This is a genomic window from Rhizobium sp. SYY.PMSO, assembly GCF_046840415.1.
GTDB lineage: Bacteria > Pseudomonadota > Alphaproteobacteria > Rhizobiales > Rhizobiaceae > Rhizobium.
Map to the genome: position 1 here is coordinate 3315974 of NZ_CP177349.1, position 17063 is coordinate 3333036.

12 protein-coding genes are annotated in these 17063 nt (G+C 62.9%); 9 read left to right on the plus strand and 3 right to left on the minus strand.

What is annotated here, in order from left to right:
• The first annotated feature begins 42 nt into the window (after nt 1-42).
• The 9 genes from ACJJVH_RS16065 (at nt 43) to ACJJVH_RS16105 (ending at nt 9654) form a co-directional block, all read left to right on the plus strand.
• Nucleotides 43-885, plus strand: a complete 843-nt coding sequence (locus tag ACJJVH_RS16065) for a fumarylacetoacetate hydrolase family protein (RefSeq protein WP_113384985.1) — start codon at nt 43-45, stop codon at nt 883-885.
• A 298-nt stretch (nt 886-1183) separates the two neighbouring features.
• Nucleotides 1184-2461: a polyhydroxyalkanoate depolymerase gene (locus ACJJVH_RS16070; RefSeq protein ID WP_112795736.1), complete on the plus strand. Its 1278-nt coding sequence runs from the start codon at nt 1184-1186 to the stop codon at nt 2459-2461.
• 335 nt (nt 2462-2796) lie between these two features.
• The gene (locus ACJJVH_RS16075; protein ID WP_112795734.1) at nt 2797-3237 is read left to right on the plus strand and encodes a DUF2852 domain-containing protein; all 441 of its coding nucleotides are present in this window, start codon (nt 2797-2799) and stop codon (nt 3235-3237) included.
• A 102-nt stretch (nt 3238-3339) separates the two neighbouring features.
• Nucleotides 3340-4101, plus strand: a complete 762-nt coding sequence (locus ACJJVH_RS16080; RefSeq protein ID WP_113372162.1) for a SprT family zinc-dependent metalloprotease — start codon at nt 3340-3342, stop codon at nt 4099-4101.
• Nucleotides 4102-4513: 412 nt separating this feature from the next.
• The gene (locus ACJJVH_RS16085; protein ID WP_112795730.1) at nt 4514-5188 is read left to right on the plus strand and encodes a phosphoribosylanthranilate isomerase; all 675 of its coding nucleotides are present in this window, start codon (nt 4514-4516) and stop codon (nt 5186-5188) included.
• Complete coding sequence (gene trpB / locus ACJJVH_RS16090; RefSeq protein ID WP_113400332.1) at nt 5185-6399, plus strand: tryptophan synthase subunit beta; 1215 nt, start codon at nt 5185-5187, stop codon at nt 6397-6399. Before ACJJVH_RS16085 ends, trpB begins: the two co-directional genes overlap by 4 nt.
• Before the next feature lie 10 nt (nt 6400-6409).
• Nucleotides 6410-7249: a tryptophan synthase subunit alpha gene (gene trpA / locus ACJJVH_RS16095; protein WP_112795726.1), complete on the plus strand. Its 840-nt coding sequence runs from the start codon at nt 6410-6412 to the stop codon at nt 7247-7249.
• Nucleotides 7250-7357: 108 nt separating this feature from the next.
• A complete protein-coding gene (gene accD, locus ACJJVH_RS16100; RefSeq protein WP_112795724.1) occupies nt 7358-8269 on the plus strand; it encodes an acetyl-CoA carboxylase, carboxyltransferase subunit beta in 912 nt (303 codons plus the stop codon).
• Between the two features lie 56 nt (nt 8270-8325).
• Nucleotides 8326-9654: a bifunctional folylpolyglutamate synthase/dihydrofolate synthase gene (locus tag ACJJVH_RS16105; protein WP_412065182.1), complete on the plus strand. Its 1329-nt coding sequence runs from the start codon at nt 8326-8328 to the stop codon at nt 9652-9654.
• A 262-nt stretch (nt 9655-9916) separates the two neighbouring features.
• On the opposite strand, the gene trxA is transcribed toward ACJJVH_RS16105, so the two are convergent.
• The 3 genes from trxA to addB all read right to left on the minus strand — a co-directional run bounded on the left by trxA (nt 9917) and on the right by addB (nt 17062).
• Entirely contained in the window at nt 9917-10237 is a 321-nt protein-coding gene (gene trxA / locus ACJJVH_RS16110; protein WP_004127513.1) for a thioredoxin, read from the minus strand.
• A 74-nt stretch (nt 10238-10311) separates the two neighbouring features.
• Nucleotides 10312-13878: a double-strand break repair helicase AddA gene (gene addA / locus ACJJVH_RS16115; protein WP_412064347.1), complete on the minus strand. Its 3567-nt coding sequence runs from the start codon at nt 13876-13878 to the stop codon at nt 10312-10314.
• A complete protein-coding gene (gene addB / locus ACJJVH_RS16120; protein WP_412064348.1) occupies nt 13871-17062 on the minus strand; it encodes a double-strand break repair protein AddB in 3192 nt (1063 codons plus the stop codon). The genes addA and addB overlap by 8 nt, the downstream gene beginning before the upstream one ends.
• Between the last annotated feature and the right edge of the window lies 1 nt (nt 17063).

Here is a 17063-nt window from a genome sequence, read left to right on the forward strand (position 1 = left end):
TGGCATCAATCTCGTCTTTGAAAATGCAGGGAAGGAAAATCCATGAAACTGTTGCGTGTTGGCGAAGTCGGCAAGGAAAAGCCGGCGCTTCTGGATAGCGACGGCAAGATCCGCGATCTCTCCGCCCATGTCGCCGATATCGGCGGCGAAGCCATTTCGCCCGCGGGTCTGGCGAAGATCGCCGCCCTCGATCCCAAAAGCTTGCCCGAATTGCCGGAAGGCCGTCTCGGCGCCTGCGTTGCCGGCACGGGCAAGTTCATCTGCATCGGTCTCAATTTCTCCGATCATGCCGCCGAAACCGGCGCCACCGTACCGCCTGAGCCGATCATCTTCATGAAGGCCAGCTCGGCCATCGTCGGCCCGAACGATAACGTGCTGATCCCGCGCGGCTCGGAAAAGACCGACTGGGAGGTCGAGCTCGGCGTCGTCATCGGCAAGACCGCGAAATATGTCAGCGAAGCCGATGCGCTTGATTACGTCGCCGGCTACTGCGTCTCGCATGACGTTTCCGAACGCGCTTTCCAGACGGAGCGCTCGGGACAGTGGACCAAGGGCAAGTCCTGCGACACCTTCGGTCCGATCGGCCCCTGGCTCGTCACCAGGGACGAGATTGCCGATCCGCAGAATCTCGGCATGTGGCTCAAGGTCAATGGCAAGATGATGCAGAACGGCTCGACCAAGACCATGGTCTATGGCGTTGCTTATCTCGTTTCCTATCTCAGCCAGTTCATGTCGCTGCATCCGGGCGACGTCATCTCCACAGGCACGCCTCCCGGCGTCGGCATGGGCATGAAGCCGCCGCAATACCTGAAGCCGGGCGATGTGGTCGAACTCGGCATGGAAGGCCTCGGCACGCAGCGCCAGACCTTCCTCGCCGACGCCTGAGCCACCGAGACTCAGGAACTTTAACTTTTTGAGATCATTGTTGATGCCGGAGAAGCGATTCTCCGGCATTTTTATGGAAACAACCGCCGCTTTTTATGTTGCCCTGCAGCAAAAGCTGCTAGGCTGATAGTAAGAGCTTAAAGGATGAGGATCGCGCCCGAGGAGCCGTGATCATCCTGCTGCGAGTGCGACCGGAGGAGCGCCGCGGTGAAGGCAGCGACACGCAAGGCGCGTGCGTTTCAATGATCCAGGTGATTTGCGGGGTCGAGATACCCGCATCACGAAAGGTAAAGCCCCCATGTTTTATCAGTTTTACGAACTCAATCACGCCGCTCTCGCCCCTTTCCGCGCGGCAGCCGACATGATGCGCCTGGCCTATGCCAATCCCCTTAATCCCCTTTCGCATACGGTGTTCGGCCGCACCTTGACGGCGAGCCTTGAGGTTTTCGAGCGCACGACCAGACGCTATGGCAAGCCGGAATTCGGGCTGCACGCGACGCAGATCGCGGGCAAGCAGGTCTCGGTGCATGAAAAGATCGTCTGGAAGAAACCTTTCTGCAACCTCATCCATTTCGAGCGCAGCCTGCCCGCCGGCCATAGCGCCGATCCGCGTATCCTGATCGTCGCGCCAATGTCCGGCCACTATGCGACGCTGCTGCGCGGCACGGTGGAGGCCCTGCTGCCGGGCGCCGATGTCTACATTACCGACTGGATCGATGCCCGCATGGTGCCGATGACGGAAGGCACCTTCGATCTGGAGGACTATATCGACTACGTCATTGGGATGCTGCATCACCTTGGCCCCGATACGCATGTCGTCGCCGTCTGTCAGCCCTCCGTGCCGGTGCTTGCCGCCGCTGCCGTGATGGAAGCGGCGGGCGACCGTCTGGCGCCCTCTTCGATGACGCTGATGGGCGGACCGATCGACACCCGCATCAACCCGACCGCCGTCAACCAGCTCGCCAAGGAAAAGCCGCTGGAATGGTTTGCCGACAATGTCATCATGAACGTGCCGTGGCCGCAGCCGGGCTTCATGCGGCCGGTCTATCCCGGTTTCCTGCAGCTGTCCGGCTTCATGTCGATGAACCTCGACCGCCACATGATCGCCCACAAGGATTTCTTCGTGCATCTCGTCAAGAACGATGGCGAGCCGGCCGAAAAGCACCGCGATTTCTACGACGAATATCTGGCCGTCATGGATCTGACCGCGGAATTCTATCTGCAGACGGTCGATCAGGTATTCATCAGGCACGCCTTGCCCAAGGGCGAACTCATGCACCGCGGCGAACGCGTCGATCCCTCGGCCATCCGTAATGTCGCGCTTTTGACCGTCGAAGGCGAAAACGACGATATCTCCGGCGTCGGCCAGACGCATGCGGCGCAAACCATCTGCACCAATATCCCCGACCATATGCGCATGCATTATCTGCAGCCGGATGTCGGCCATTACGGCGTCTTCAACGGCTCGCGCTTCCGCCGCGAGATTGCGCCGCGCATTCTGGCCTTTACGCGCGAGCATGCCCGCACCGGCAGGCCGGTCGTCAAGCGGGTCATCAAGGGCGGCAAATCGGCCTGAAGACGTTCAAGAAATGAAGGATAAGGCATGATGGCGTTCGAAAGACGCCATCATGACCGGGAAAGCCCGAATTCCCGTCGGTGCAAAATATTAGCTTTTGTTGAATTATCCGGGCAAATTCAATCACTTGTCTGAAACCGTCCGGCAGTCCCATTGAACCCTCACGAAGTGGTTACCATCTCGATTCCAGCGGTACCGTAGAGATCGGGCCGTTTGCCGCGCCGCGCGTCCTTGGAACGCGCTGAGATGCAGGTAGAGCTTTAAAAACCGCGCAGGAGCCTTTCCGTCGATCGGTATCGGTCGGGGGGCGATGCGCCGTGCGAGGATACCTGAAAATGAACCAATCTGCATTGCTTCGCCCGGATTGGACTCCGGCTACTATTGCCCTCATGGTGCTTGGCTTCGTGGTCTTCTGGCCGCTCGGCTTTGCCATGCTCGCCTATATTCTCTTCGGGGAACGTTTGCGGGACTTCAAGCGGGATGTGAACGAGAGGGCCGACGGCATGTTTGCCGGCTGCGGCCGCCATCGCAACCGTCATCGCCATTCCTACTCCGCGACCGGCAACGTCGCTTTCGACGACTGGCGCAAGGCCGAGCTTGAGCGCCTCGAAGAGGAGCGCCGCAAGCTGGACGAAATGCGCGCCGAGTTCGACACCTATGCCCGCGAGTTGCGCCGCGCCAAGGACCAGGAGGAGTTCGACCGTTTCATGCGCGAACGCAACAGCGTCAAGCGCAACGACAATAGCGGGCCGACTGCGGAGTTCCAGACTCCTTGACGGCCGCCGTGACGGTCGCCATCGCATATAATCGAAACCGGCATCGACCGATGCCGGTTTTTCTTTGCCAGAATCGACCGCGAATCATATAAAACTGCCGTCATGTTTCCGCTGCTCTCCAGATCCCGTAAACCGCAAGCCAAGCCGCTTGCGCCGGAAACGCGCACCCTCGATGTCGCTGGCCGGTTGATGCCGCTGACGATTCGCCAGCACGAGCGGGCGACGCGGATCACGCTCCGGATCGAGCCTGGCGGAAGGGCGCTGAAGATGACCATACCGCGCGGCCTGGCCGCCCGCGAGATCAATGCCTTTCTCGACCGGCATCAGGGCTGGCTGCTGACGAAGCTCGCGAAATTCGCGACCGATAGCAGCCTCCGGAGCGGTGCCGAAATTCTGCTGCGCGGTGTGCGTCACCGCATCGAGCATACCGGCAGCCTGCGCGGTCTCACCGAAGCCATTGTCGTCGAAGGCGTTCCGGTGCTGCGCGTCAGCGGCATGCCGGAACATGCCGGCCGCCGCATCGCGACTTTCCTGAAGAAGGAAGCCCGCGCCGATCTCGAAAAACTCGTTGCTGTCCATGCCAAGACGATCCGCGCCACGGTCGCTTCCATCACCATGAAGGATACCCGCAGCCGCTGGGGCTCCTGCTCCTCGCAGGGGAACCTCAGCTTTTCCTGGCGTATCGTCATGGCGCCGCCGCTGGTCATCGACTACCTCGCCGCCCACGAAGTCGCGCATCTCAAGGAAATGAACCACGGCCCGCGCTTCTGGGCGCTCTGCCGCAAGCTCTGCCCCGATATGGACGAGGCCAAGGCCTGGTTGAAGCGCCACGGCAGCCATCTGCACGCAATCGACTTCGATTGAGTGGCGTGCCCCGATAGACGAAATAAGAGGATATGCCATCATCCCCCCTCGTGGTTCGAGGCTTCGGCTCCTTCGAGGAGCCTGCGCACCTTACCATGAGGGCTAATCTTCCACGCAAAATAGCATTTTGACCGGAAACCGGCTTCATGCAGCCGGAGCCGACTTAGTGCGACATTGCTTATTCCATCCTCATCCTGAGGTGCGAGCCTGTAGGGCGAAGCCTCGAAGGACGAGGATGGCCCCGGGGCAATGGAGCTTGGCGCTGTCGCTCGCTATCCCCGTCAAAACGGGGAGAGGGCTGGGATGAGGGGCACTCCTTATTTCATGCGCGGTGGTTCTGAAGCCACGCAAAAATCCCGCCAGCGTCGCCTTTAGGCTCGACTCTTTCGAAATTTCGTGTCACTCCGCTGCCATGAACCCCGATGTCAAAATTTGCGGTCTGAAGACGCCGGAAGCGGTGGATCGCGCTCTTGAGCGCGGCGCTACCCATATCGGCTTCATCTTCTTTGAAAAGAGCCCGCGCTATATCGAGCCGGATCTTGCCGGCCAGCTGGCGGAGCGCGTGCGCGGCAAGGCGAAGATCGTTGCGGTAACGGTCAATCCCAGCAATGACGATCTCGACGAGATCATGTCGCTGGTGAAGCCGGATATGTTGCAGCTCCACGGCAATGAAAGCCCGGAGCGTGTGCTGACCATCAAGGCGGTGCATAATGTGCCTGTCATGAAAGCCATGTCCGTGCGCGAGGCCGACGATCTGAAGCGGGTGGAATCCTATATCGGCATTGCCGACCGCTTCCTGTTCGATGCCAAGCCGCCGGCGGGCTCCGAGCTGCCGGGCGGAAACGGCGTGTCCTTCGACTGGAGCCTGATGAGCTGGGTAGACGATCGGGTCGACTACATGCTGTCGGGCGGTGTCAACAAGGACAATGTCGCCGAGGCGCTGGCCTCCACCAAGGCCAGCGGCATCGATCTTTCCTCCGCCATCGAAAGTGCGCCGGGCGTGAAGGATCTAGGCAAGATCGACCAGTTTTTCGACGCTTTTGCAGAAGCATGTCTGCCGGAACCGGCAGCAGGGAGTAGAAAGTGAACCAGACGCCCAAACCCAATTCCTTCCGCTCCGGCCCCGATGAGGATGGTCGTTTCGGCATTTATGGCGGTCGTTTCGTAGCCGAAACGCTTATGCCGCTGATCCTGGACCTGCAGGAGGAATGGGCGAAGGCGAAGGACGATCCGGCCTTTCAGGCGGAGCTGAAGGCTCTCGGCACGCATTATATCGGCCGTCCGAGCCCGCTTTATTTTGCCGAGCGCCTGACGGCAGAGCTTGGCGGCGCGAAGATCTATTTCAAGCGCGAAGAGCTGAACCACACCGGCTCGCACAAGATCAACAATTGCATCGGCCAGATCCTGCTTGCCAAGCGCATGGGCAAGACCCGCATCATCGCCGAAACCGGCGCCGGCCAGCATGGCGTTGCCTCGGCGACGGTTGCTGCCCGCTTCGGCCTTCCCTGCGTCGTCTACATGGGCGCGACCGATGTCGAGCGCCAGGCGCCGAACGTCTTCCGCATGAAGCTGCTGGGCGCCGAGGTCATTCCGGTGACGGCCGGCAGCGGTACGCTAAAGGACGCGATGAACGAAGCGCTCCGCGACTGGGTCACTAATGTCGAAGACACCTATTACCTGATCGGCACGGCCGCCGGCCCGCATCCCTATCCGGAAATGGTTCGCGATTTCCAGGCGGTGATCGGCACCGAAGCCCGCGCCCAGATCCTGGAGGCCGAAGGCCGCCTGCCGGATCTCGTCGTTGCGGCCGTCGGCGGCGGTTCGAACGCCATCGGCATCTTCCATCCCTTCCTCGATGACGAGAGCGTCAAGATCGTCGGCGTCGAAGCCGGCGGCAAGGGTCTTGAAGGCGACGAGCATTGCGCCTCCATCACCGCCGGTTCGCCCGGCGTGCTGCATGGCAACCGCACCTATCTGCTGCAGGACGGCGACGGCCAGATCAAGGAAGGCCACTCGATTTCGGCCGGCCTCGATTACCCCGGCATCGGCCCGGAACACTCCTGGCTGAACGATATCGGCCGCGCCGAATACGTACCGATCATGGACCATGAGGCCCTGGAAGCCTTCCAGACGTTGACGCGCCTCGAAGGCATCATTCCGGCGCTCGAGCCGAGCCATGCGCTCGCCGAAGTGATCAAGCGCGCCCCGAAGATGGGCAAGGACGAGATCATCCTGATGAACCTCTCCGGCCGCGGCGACAAGGATATCTTCACCGTCGGCAAGATTCTGGGAATGTGAGTTAGACGCCATGACCGCACGTATGGACAAACGCTTCGCCGCTTTGAAGGCTGAAGGCCGCCCGGCACTCGTCACCTATTTCATGGGCGGCGATCCCGATTACGAGACCTCGCTCGGTATCATGAAGGCGCTGCCGGAAGCCGGCGCCGACGTCATCGAGCTCGGCATGCCCTTTTCCGATCCCATGGCCGACGGCCCGGCGATCCAGCTTGCCGGCCAGCGCGCCTTGAAGGCCGGCCAGACGCTGAAGAAGACGTTGCAGCTCGCAGCCGATTTCCGCAAAACGGATGCCGATACGCCGATCGTGATGATGGGCTACTACAATCCGATCTACATCTACGGCGTCGAAGAGTTCCTGGACGATGCGCTTGCCGCCGGCATCGATGGCCTGATCGTCGTCGACCTGCCGCCGGAAATGGATGACGAACTTTGTATTCCGGCCATCCGCAAGGGCATCAACTTCATCCGCCTGGCGACGCCGACCACCGACGACAAGCGCCTGCCGACGGTTCTCAAGAACACGACCGGCTTCGTCTATTATGTCTCGATGAACGGCATCACCGGTTCGGCCTTGCCGGATCCATCGCTGGTTTCGGGCGCGGTCAAGCGCATCAAGCAGCACACCGACCTGCCCGTTTGCGTCGGCTTCGGCGTCAAGACGGCCGAGCATGCCAAGCTGATCGGCGCGTCTGCCGATGGCGTGGTCGTCGGAACCGCGATCGTCAACCAGATCGCGACCAGCCTCACCAAGGATGGCAAGGCGACTGCCGACACCATCCAGGCCGTGGCGACGCTGGTGCGCGGCCTTTCGACAGGCACCCGTTCCGCCCGCCTTGTTGCCGCCGAATAGTTTCCCCATATAGGTCCTTCAGCAATCCCTTGCGGATTGAGGAAAAGGCCTATGGGCATTTGGTGACGACTGGGATATCGATTAATTCGGTCGATTAGGAGTTTCGAATTGAACTGGATCACGAACTACGTCCGCCCGCGGATCAATTCCATGCTGGGCCGTCGCGAGGTTCCGGAGAATCTCTGGATCAAGTGCCCGGAAACGGGCGAAATGGTCTTCCATAAGGATCTGGAAGAGAACAAGTGGGTCATCCCCGCATCCGGCTTTCACATGAAGATGCCGGCCAAGGCCCGTCTTGCCGATCTCTTCGACAACGGCGAATACGAAGCACTGCCGCAGCCGAAGGTGGCGCAGGACCCGCTGAAATTCCGTGACTCGAAGAAATATACCGATCGCCTGAAGGACAGCCGCATCAAGACCGAGCAGGAGGATACGATCCTTGCCGGTCTCGGCAAGGTGCGTGGTCTGAAGCTCGTGGCCGTCGTGCATGAGTTCAACTTCATCGGCGGCTCGCTCGGCATGGCCGCAGGCGAAGCCATCGTGAAGGCTTTCGAGCGTGCCATCGCCGAAAAATGCCCGCTGGTCATGTTCCCGGCTTCGGGCGGCGCACGCATGCAGGAAGGTATCCTGTCGCTGATGCAGCTGCCGCGCACCACCGTTGCCGTCGACATGCTGAAGGAAGCGGGCCAGCCTTATGTCGTGGTTCTGACCAACCCGACGACCGGCGGCGTCACGGCTTCCTACGCCATGCTGGGCGATATCCATCTTGCCGAACCCGGCGCCGAAATCGGCTTTGCCGGCAAGCGCGTCATCGAGCAGACGCTGCGCGAAAAGCTGCCGGAGGGCTTCCAGACGTCGGAATACCTGCTGGAGCACGGCATGGTGGACATGGTCGTCAAGCGTCACGACATTCCGGATACCCTGGCGACGCTTCTGAAAATCCTGACCAAGGCTCCCGCGAACGACGTATCCATCAAGAACAAGAATGGTGCGGCGCTGCCGGTGGCTGCAAGCGCCTGACCTTATCGTTTGCCGACTGGCGGAGGTGCGGGATGACATCTATGGATCAATCCGCAATGAGCGAGGCAGCACGGGAAATCGAGAAGCTCATGGGGCTGCACCCCAAGGGCTTCGATCTCTCCTTGGAGAGAATAACCCGGCTGCTCGACACCCTCGGCAATCCGCACACTAAATTGCCGCCGGTGATCCATGTCGCCGGCACCAATGGCAAGGGCTCGGTCACGGCGTTCTGCCGCGCCCTGCTCGAAGCCGGCGGTCATAGCGTGCATGTCCATACCTCGCCGCACCTCGTCAATTGGCACGAGCGCTATCGGCTCGGCGTCGAGGGCAGCCGCGGCAAGCTTGTCGACGATGCCGTATTCGCCGATGTGCTGAGGCGCATCGCCAAGGCCAATGACGGGCAGAAGATCACCGTCTTCGAAATCCTGACGGCCGCGACTTTCCTTCTCTTTGCCGAGCATCCGGCCGATGTCGCCGTCATCGAGGTCGGCCTCGGCGGCCGTTTCGACGCCACCAACGTCATTACCGACCCCGCCGTCTCGGTCATCATGCCGATTTCGCTCGATCACCAGCCCTATCTCGGCGATCGCGTCGAACTGATCGCCGCCGAAAAGGCGGGCATCATGAAATCAGGCCATCCGGTCGTCATCGGCCATCAGGACTACGATGCCGCGCTCGATGTGCTGATATCGACGGCCGAGCGGCTGCGCTGCCCGACCGCGGTTTTCGGGCAGGATTTTTCCGCCCATGAGGAATATGGCAAACTGGTTTACCAGGACGAATTCGGCCTGGCGGACTTGCCGCTGCCGCGCCTGCCCGGCCGCCATCAATATGGCAATGCCGCTGCTGCCATCCGTGCGGTCAAGGCTGCCGGTTTTGTCGTTACCGAGGCGATGATGGAAAAGGCGATGACCTCGGTCGAATGGCCGGGACGCCTGCAGCGGCTGACGGAAGGCGAGCTGGTGGCGCGGGCACCCGAGCGCGCCGAGATCTGGATCGATGGCGGCCATAATCCCGGTGCCGGCGAGGTCATCGCCGAGGCTATGGCGAACTTCGAGGAGCGCCGGCCGCGGCCGCTGTTCCTGATCACCGGCATGATCAATACGAAGGATCCGGTCGGCTATTTCCAGGCCTTCGCCGGCCTTGCGGAAAAGGTTTACTGCGTGCCGATCCGTGGCAGTGAAGCGATGATCGATCCGGTCATCCTGGCGAATGCCGCCTATGATGCCGGCCTTATCGCCGAGCCGATGTCGAGTGTCGGCGAGGCGCTGGACACGATCAACGCGCTCGCCACGCCGGGCTTGCCCGCTCCGCGTATTCTGATCGGCGGATCCCTCTATCTGGTCGGCGACGTGCTTGCCGACAACGGTACGCCGCCACGGTAGTCGCGGTAAGTCGCTATTCGCCCTCGTGATTCGAGACGGCCCTGCAGGCCTCCTCACCAAGAGGGCTGTTCCCCTTATCTGGCTCGCAACTTGTTCCGCCCTCATCCTGAGCCCGTCGAAGGATCGGGCGGCCATGTGGCGAGCGCAAACACGACACGGTTGCTGAGGTGCGAAGTCTCGAAGGGCGAGGATGGCCCGCGTTCTCGGACCAACAAAAAAGCCCCGCCGAAGCGGGGCCATTTTTTCATTCAGTCGATACCGATCAGGATGCGCTGGAGATCCAGTTCTGAAGGGCCGTCTTGGGAGCGGCGCCGACCTTGATATCGGCGACTTCGCCGGCCTTGAACATGGCGAGCGTCGGGATCGAGCGAACGCCGAACTGGGCGGCCAGTTCCGGGTTTTCGTCGATGTTGAGCTTGGCAACCTTGACCTTGCCTTCGAACTGCACGGCAAGCTCTTCGAGAGCCGGAGCGATCATCTTGCACGGGCCGCACCATTCGGCCCAGAAATCAACGACGACAGGCTCTGCGGACTGCAGCACTTCGGTAGCGAAGTTGGAGGTATCGACTTTAACGGTAGCCATAGGCTGCTCCTTACCAGAATTTACGGTTGCTAGATATGTGATGGTGCGGTGCCCGGATTTCAATATTTGGTATTTCACTTTGTCTTGAGCTCCGCAAGCGCCAATGCAAGCGCCTGCTCGGACAGCGTGTAGATCGAGGCGTTTTCGGTATAGACCAGCATGCAGTCGATGCATTTTCCGGGGTAGAGCGGCGAAAGGATCTCGCGGTAGATCGCGAGCTGGGCCTTGTGGGCGAACGGAATGGCGCTCTCCTCGCCGGGCGGCACGCGATTCGTCTTGTAGTCGAGAATGACGACGCGGTCCTCCAGCACGGCCAGGCGATCGATGCGGCCCGATACGGCGTAGGATTGGCTGTCTAGCTTCAGCGTGCCCATGAGCGAGACCTCGGCCTGCGCATGGGCGCTGAAGGTGCCCTGCAGATCCGGATGCGCCAGCAGCGCCATGACCGAATTGATCAGCGCCTCCCGCTCGGCCGGCGGCCAGAAGCGCGCCGCGCGCTCGGCATAGCGCCTTGCCGCGTCGGCACGCTCCGCCGGCGCGATCTCCGGCAAGGTCTGCAGCATGCGGTGTATGAAGCGGCCCTTTTGCAGGGCGCGGTCCGATTTCGTCTTTTCGCCGAAGAGCGCCGACGTCACGAGCAGATCGTCGGCTTCCTCATCGATGACGGTGCCGACGCCGGATGGGCTCAGCGGTCGCGGCAGGTTTCTTTGCGGTGGCAATGGCCGGCTGAGACCCGCCGGCAGTTCCAGCCGCTCTGAACGCTTCTCATGCTCTCTGGCGGTTTCGAAATCGAGCTGGACCTGGGCGATACGCCAGCTCAAGCCCTCCCAGTCGCCATCGGGTCCGGAGAAGGTCTTCTGCGTGCAATGCACCTCGTCCCCGCGCAGGGCGGCGGAAATCATGGCGTGCCAGGTATCGGCATTTTCGCGGATGCCGCGGTAGCCGCAGATGATCAGCCGGTCGGCCGCGCGCGTCATGCCGACGTAGAGCAGGCGGCGATACTCCTCTTCCGCCAGCGCCTGCAGCCGCGCCGTATCGGCCTGCGTCAGCGAATTGGCAAGCGCCGAAAGCGGGACCCAGACAGGCAGCGGGATCTCGTCCCTGCCGGTTTCGATCAGCCGCAGCTTCGGCAGGTGCGTATGGGTAAAGGCCTTGCCGCCGCCATCGACGAGGAAGACGATCGGCGCTTCCAGCCCCTTCGAGGCATGCACCGTCATGATCCGCACTTCGTTGCGGCCCTTGTCCTGCTCGCGCTTGACGGTCGGCGCTTCCAGTTCCAGCGTCGAGATGAAGGATTGCAGGCCGGGCAGGCCGCTCGTCTCGTGGTCAAGCGTGAAGGTCAGGAATTCATCGAGAATGTCGCTGACCTCGGTGCCGAGCCGCGCCAGAAACTTTCGCCGGCCGCCGAAGCTGCCGAGCACGCGCGCATAGAAATCATGCACGGGAAGGCTTTTCGACAGGGCAAGGAAGGTTCTCAGGCGTTCGACCGCGTGGCTGAAGCGCTCATGGCCGTCCGTTGCAAAGGTCTGTAGATGGCTCCAGACGCTTTCCGCGTCGTCGCGGTAGGCGGCAACCGCGAAGACATCCTCTTCGCTGAGGTCGAACAACGGGCTCTTCAGCAGGGCGCAGAGCGAAAGATCGTCTTCCGGCAGCAGCAGGAAGCGGCCGAGTGCCAGAAGATCCTGAATGGCGATATGGCTGGTCAGGACCAGCCGGTCGGCGCCCGCGACGGGAATATTGCCGCGTCGTTTCAGGGCGCGGGTCAGCGCGTTGACGAAGCTGTCGCGCTTGCGCACCAGCACGAGAATGTCGCCGGCCTCGATGAAACGCGCTTTGCCTTTCTCGATGATCTTTTCCCGGCCGACGAGATTGCCGATCGTGTGCGCCATCCGTCGCGCAAGGATAGCGGCAGGGGCACTCTCAGGCGTCGAATCGAAGGGCGCCGTCCAGTCCTCTTCCCTGGCGGCCGGTTCCGGCGCGATCATTTCCCAGAGGTCGACGGCGCCGGGGTGGCCGATGCGGCTGGAGCGATGCACCACCGGCTCGTTGACGGCGCTGAGGCCTCGGGCATTCTCCGGGCTGGTAAAGACGTGGTCGACGGCGCCGAGCACATCGGCCGTCGAGCGGAAGGAGAGGGGCAGGCGGATCGACGAGAATTGCCGGCCGCTCGCTGCCACCCGCCGCCGCGTGCGGTCGCTTTCCTCGGAAAAGCGCTCGGGACGGGCGCCCTGGAACGAGTAGATCGATTGCTTCTCGTCGCCGACGGCAAAGATGGTCCGCATCGTCGGTCTTGCACTGTCGCCGGAGAAGAAATCCTCCGCCAGCGACTGGATGACGCTCCACTGGATCGGGCTCGTATCCTGGGCCTCGTCCACCAGGATGTGATCGATGCCCTGATCCAGCTTGTAGTGAATCCACGGTCCGACATCCTTCTTGGTCAGAAGATCGGCCGTGCGGGTGATGAGGTCTTCGAAATCGAGCTGGCTGCGCCGCTTCTTCAGTTCTTCATAGTCGCGGTTCAGCCGGTCGGCGAGAACGAGAGCGGCGCTGGTGGCCCGATACATACGCATCAGCTTAAGCCGGTCACGGCAGGCAACGACATGGGTGCGTGCCTCAGCCACCGCCTCGGCCAGCGCCGGAGCGTCGGCGAGCATCGCCTTGACGAAGAACTGGCTGTCCGACTTTGGCTCGCCTTTCGCGGTGAGTACGGCCTTTTCGAGAATCTCGGCGCGCGCGAGCGGATCTGCCTCGCGCTTGGCAAGGCGCAGCGCATAAGCGACTTCCTGCGCCTTGGCGCCACCCTTCTGGTCGGCGAGCGTGAGATAAAGTTCCAGTGCAGCGCCGGAAAGGCCGGGAAGCGGCCAATATTGCTCCGCTATGCTCGTTTCCGTCTCGCCGGGGGAAAGGCCGAGCCGGGCTAGCAGCGCATTTTCGAGACCGCCCTGGCGTTCGGCCGCCTCGGTGAAGCGACGGATGGCATTGCGGTTGGCGACGATATCGCCGAGCAGCGTCTCAAGCCCCGATTCGTCGCCGAGGTCGAGCACATAATCGAAGGCGCGCGCCAGTTCGGCATCGCCCTGCGGCGTCGTCGAGGTCAGGAGTGCGCGGCGCGCATCGTCGAGCAGAACTTCGGCGGCCCGGTCGTCGAGCACGGAGAAATGCCCGGCGACGTTGGCCTCGAGCGGGAATTGGTGCAGCAGGGCCTCGCAAAAGGCATGGATGGTCTGGATCTTCAACCCACCCGGCGTTTCGAGCGCCTTGGCGAAAAGCCGGCGCGCCTCGGCAAGCTTGAAGAGATCCGGTTGCCTGCCCTCGATGTCGGCAATACGTGTCTTCAGCTCCTCGTCCGGCATCGTCGCCCAGGCCGCCAGCCGGTCGAAGACGCGGTTCGACATCTCGGACGCGGCGGCCTTGGTATAGGTCAGGCAGAGAATGGCCGAAGGGCGGGCGCCAGCCAGAAGCAGGCGAATGACGCGCTGCGTCAGCACATGCGTCTTGCCGGAGCCGGCATTGGCCGAGACCCAGGCCGAACGCTCGGGATCGGAGGCGATGGATTGCTGGATGGTCGTCCAGCTGATCCAGACGCCGGGGTCGTCGCTTTCCGGCAGTGTGGCGATATCGTCGGCGGAAAACTCACTCATCGCCGCCGCCCTCCTGTTCGTTCTCGGCCGTCGACCATTCCGACACGCGGGCAAGGTGATCGTAGTCGCCGCCATACTCGAACTGCTGCGCCGGGATCAGCCGCGAGGAAAAGCCCTTTTCGCCCGATTGCAGCAGCGAGACGAATTTGACGAGCTGGTCCATCGATTCCTGCGCCAGATCCATAGCCGACTTCGTTTCCGTCTTGCCGCCGCGGGTGGAATGTTCGTTGTTGACTTGATCGACCTTGAAGCGGTCGCCGGGCCGGAGACGAACGTAAAGCAGGTTCTCGGGGAGCAGCGCGCCGATGTTGCGGAACGCGCCCGCCTTCAGCGCATAGGCTTCCAGTGCCAGCTGCGGGTCGAGCAACGCGCGGGCCTGCGGTGGCGACGGGTTGGAGCCGGTCTTGTAGTCGATGAGATCGGCGCCCTTGTCGCTCTTGATGTCGATGCGGTCGGCAACGCCTGTCAGCCGAATGCCGATCGGTTCGATCTCGACACCGGCCGGCACTTCCGTCGCCGTTTGGCGAAGCTGAGGCCGCCGTTCCGCTTCCCATTCAAGGAAAGCCCGCGCCACTTCGCGGAACCGTGGCCGCCAGACGCTGTCGATGTGAACGGGCAGCCGCTCGGCATCGAAGAGATCGACGATGATGCGATCCATGGCCAGCGCCGCGTCCGGCGTGCCGGCGATATGCCCCTCGCGGACGAAGCGGTCGATGATCTTGTGGTAGAGCGTGCCGCGCTCGGCCGGGCCGGGATCGCGGTTGAACGGATCGACCGGATCGAGCCGCAGCACGCGCCGGGCATAGATCGAATAGGGGTCGCGCCGCAGTCGCCCGACTTCGCTGAAGGAATAGCTCTTGGGCTGCAACTCCACGGGCGGTTTTGGTGCCGGTCGCAGGGCCGGTGCCTGATTTTCGCCCTCGTCGATCATCGCGGCCCAGTGGCGATACTGGTCGCCGCGGGCCTTCATGTCTTCTTCCAGCTGCTTGCCGCCGAGCGCGATCAGCCGCTGTAGCCAGCGCGAGGCCACCGTCGGCGTCGAGCCCTGGCGCAGCGCACGGGAATAGATCAGGTCGCGGGTGCCGTTCGCCATTTCGAAGTCGTGCGCAAGCTGGCCGATGCGCCGCTCCGGCGGCTCCAGGCCGATCTCCGTCTTCATGCTGCGGGAAATGAAGGGATTGTTCGCCGTCTGCCCCGGCCATGACCCTTCGTTCAATCCGCCGAGGATCAGCGTATCGACGCTCTGCAGGCGTGCTTCCAGCGTGCCGAAGATGAAGAGGCGGGGATGGCTGAGTGCGCGCGGTTTCACCGCCTGACCGACGCAGAGCGCTGCCATGATATCGATCCATTGTGGCCCATCGGCTTCCAGCTGCCCATCGGTCTCGATAACGTCTCTCAACAGGCTTGCAAGCGTGTCCCCGGCTTCGCCCGACCAGAGCCCGGTAAGGTCGCCGCGTTCGTCCGTTGCTACGGCTTCCAAGGCCCGGCCGGTGCGTTCGGCCCAATCCGAAAGGGTAAGGAGACCCTGCCCGCTGAGCGCGGAAAGCGCCGATATCAGCGGTTCGCACGCGGCAGTCACCCGCTGCGCCAGGGCGCATGCGCGTTCGCCGGATTCCGCCGGCAACGATTTGCGCCATTGCGGCGGGTGACGATCGTTGACCTGCCCCGCCACCCGCTCGTCGAGCAGCGCTTCCAGCCTGCCGATGTCGACATTGGCGACGCCGCCGCGGAGCGCCAGGATTTCCAGCGCGTCGACGCCCGGCTGGCGTATCTCCGCCGGCAGGCCGAACAAGGCGAGGGGATGCTTGAACAACGCGACGACTGCGACGGGATCGCCGGGGCGAAGCGCGGCCTCCAGCAGCAATTGCAGCAACGTGCCCTGCGGCGTGGCGTTCAGCGGTGTGCCTGCCGAATCGTCGGCGGTGATGCCGAAGCGGGCCAGCTCTGCGGTCACGCGCCGGGCGAGATTGCGGTCGGGCGTGATCAGCGCCGCCTGGCTCTCGCCGCCGTGGCGTCCGGGTTTTTCCAGCGCCAGCCGCAAGGCGATGGCGATCGCGGTCGCTTCCTCGCGCTCGTTGGCGGCCTCGATGAGGGCCACATCGGCAAATGCGTCCGCCATCGCATGGGGAGCGAGCGTCTTGCGCCAGCTTCCCCAACCGCTCGTCGCCTTGGCCGGCGCCAGCGCGCGCGACAGGACCTGGGCGCGCATCTGCATGGTTTCCGCCGTGTCCGCGATGGTTTCGACATCGCGCCGCGTGACGCGTAGTCGCTTCAGCAGCAGCGAAAGACCGTATTGCGGATGGCTGCGCGTGGTCGGGTCGGCTCTCTCGCCGATCCCTGTCTCCGGCGCAACGAGCTGCCAATCCTCTTCGGGCATCGTCAGATCGAGGCCGGGAAGCACGATCACGCCTTGCGGCAGGTCGGCGACCGCGGCAATCAGCTCCGCCGTCGCGGGGACCGAGCCGGTCGAGCCGGCAATGATGACAGGCCCCGGATGCCGCATGGTGGCGATCCGCTGCGCTTCGGCCCGCAGAATGGCATTGCGGTTGCGGGCAGGGGAAGACTTGCCGAGTTCCTCGAGCCGGGCCGGCCAGAAGGCGCTGGCGATCGCCAGGAATTCGGCCGTCAGCTGCCACCAGAGCGCATGGTCCTCGGCGCTGAGATTGGCAAGCTCGCCCCAGTCGCGATCTTCCGTCTCAAGCGAATCGATGAGTTCGGCCAGATTGCGCGCCAGCCAGATGGCATCGGCCGGGCTCGCGGGCGCCACCAGCGGCGAGTCGGAGTGAATGTCGCGCACGATCTGCGGCAGTTTGTTGCGCCAGGCAAGGATCAGCCGTGCCAGTTCCAGCAGCCGTGCCGTATTGGCAAGCGGCTGCGCCAGATCGGCCGTCTCCGGCAGGGCTTCCTCGAAATAGCCGCTGTCGTCGTCGGTCTCGCCGAGCGGGCGAATGACGGGCAGGATGGCCGAGCGGCCGCCGAGCAGATCGACGAATTCCGAGCGCAGCACGCGCGCCGCACGCCGTGTCGGCAGGAAGATGCTGACCTTGGCAAGCGACAGCGGGTCGTCCGGATCATGGCGGAAGTGTTCGGTCAGCCGGCCGTCGCACAGAGCCGTCGCAAGGGTCTTCAGGAAGGGCAGACCCGCCGGAATCGTCAGGATGCGCTGCCGGTGTCCGCCCGTCATC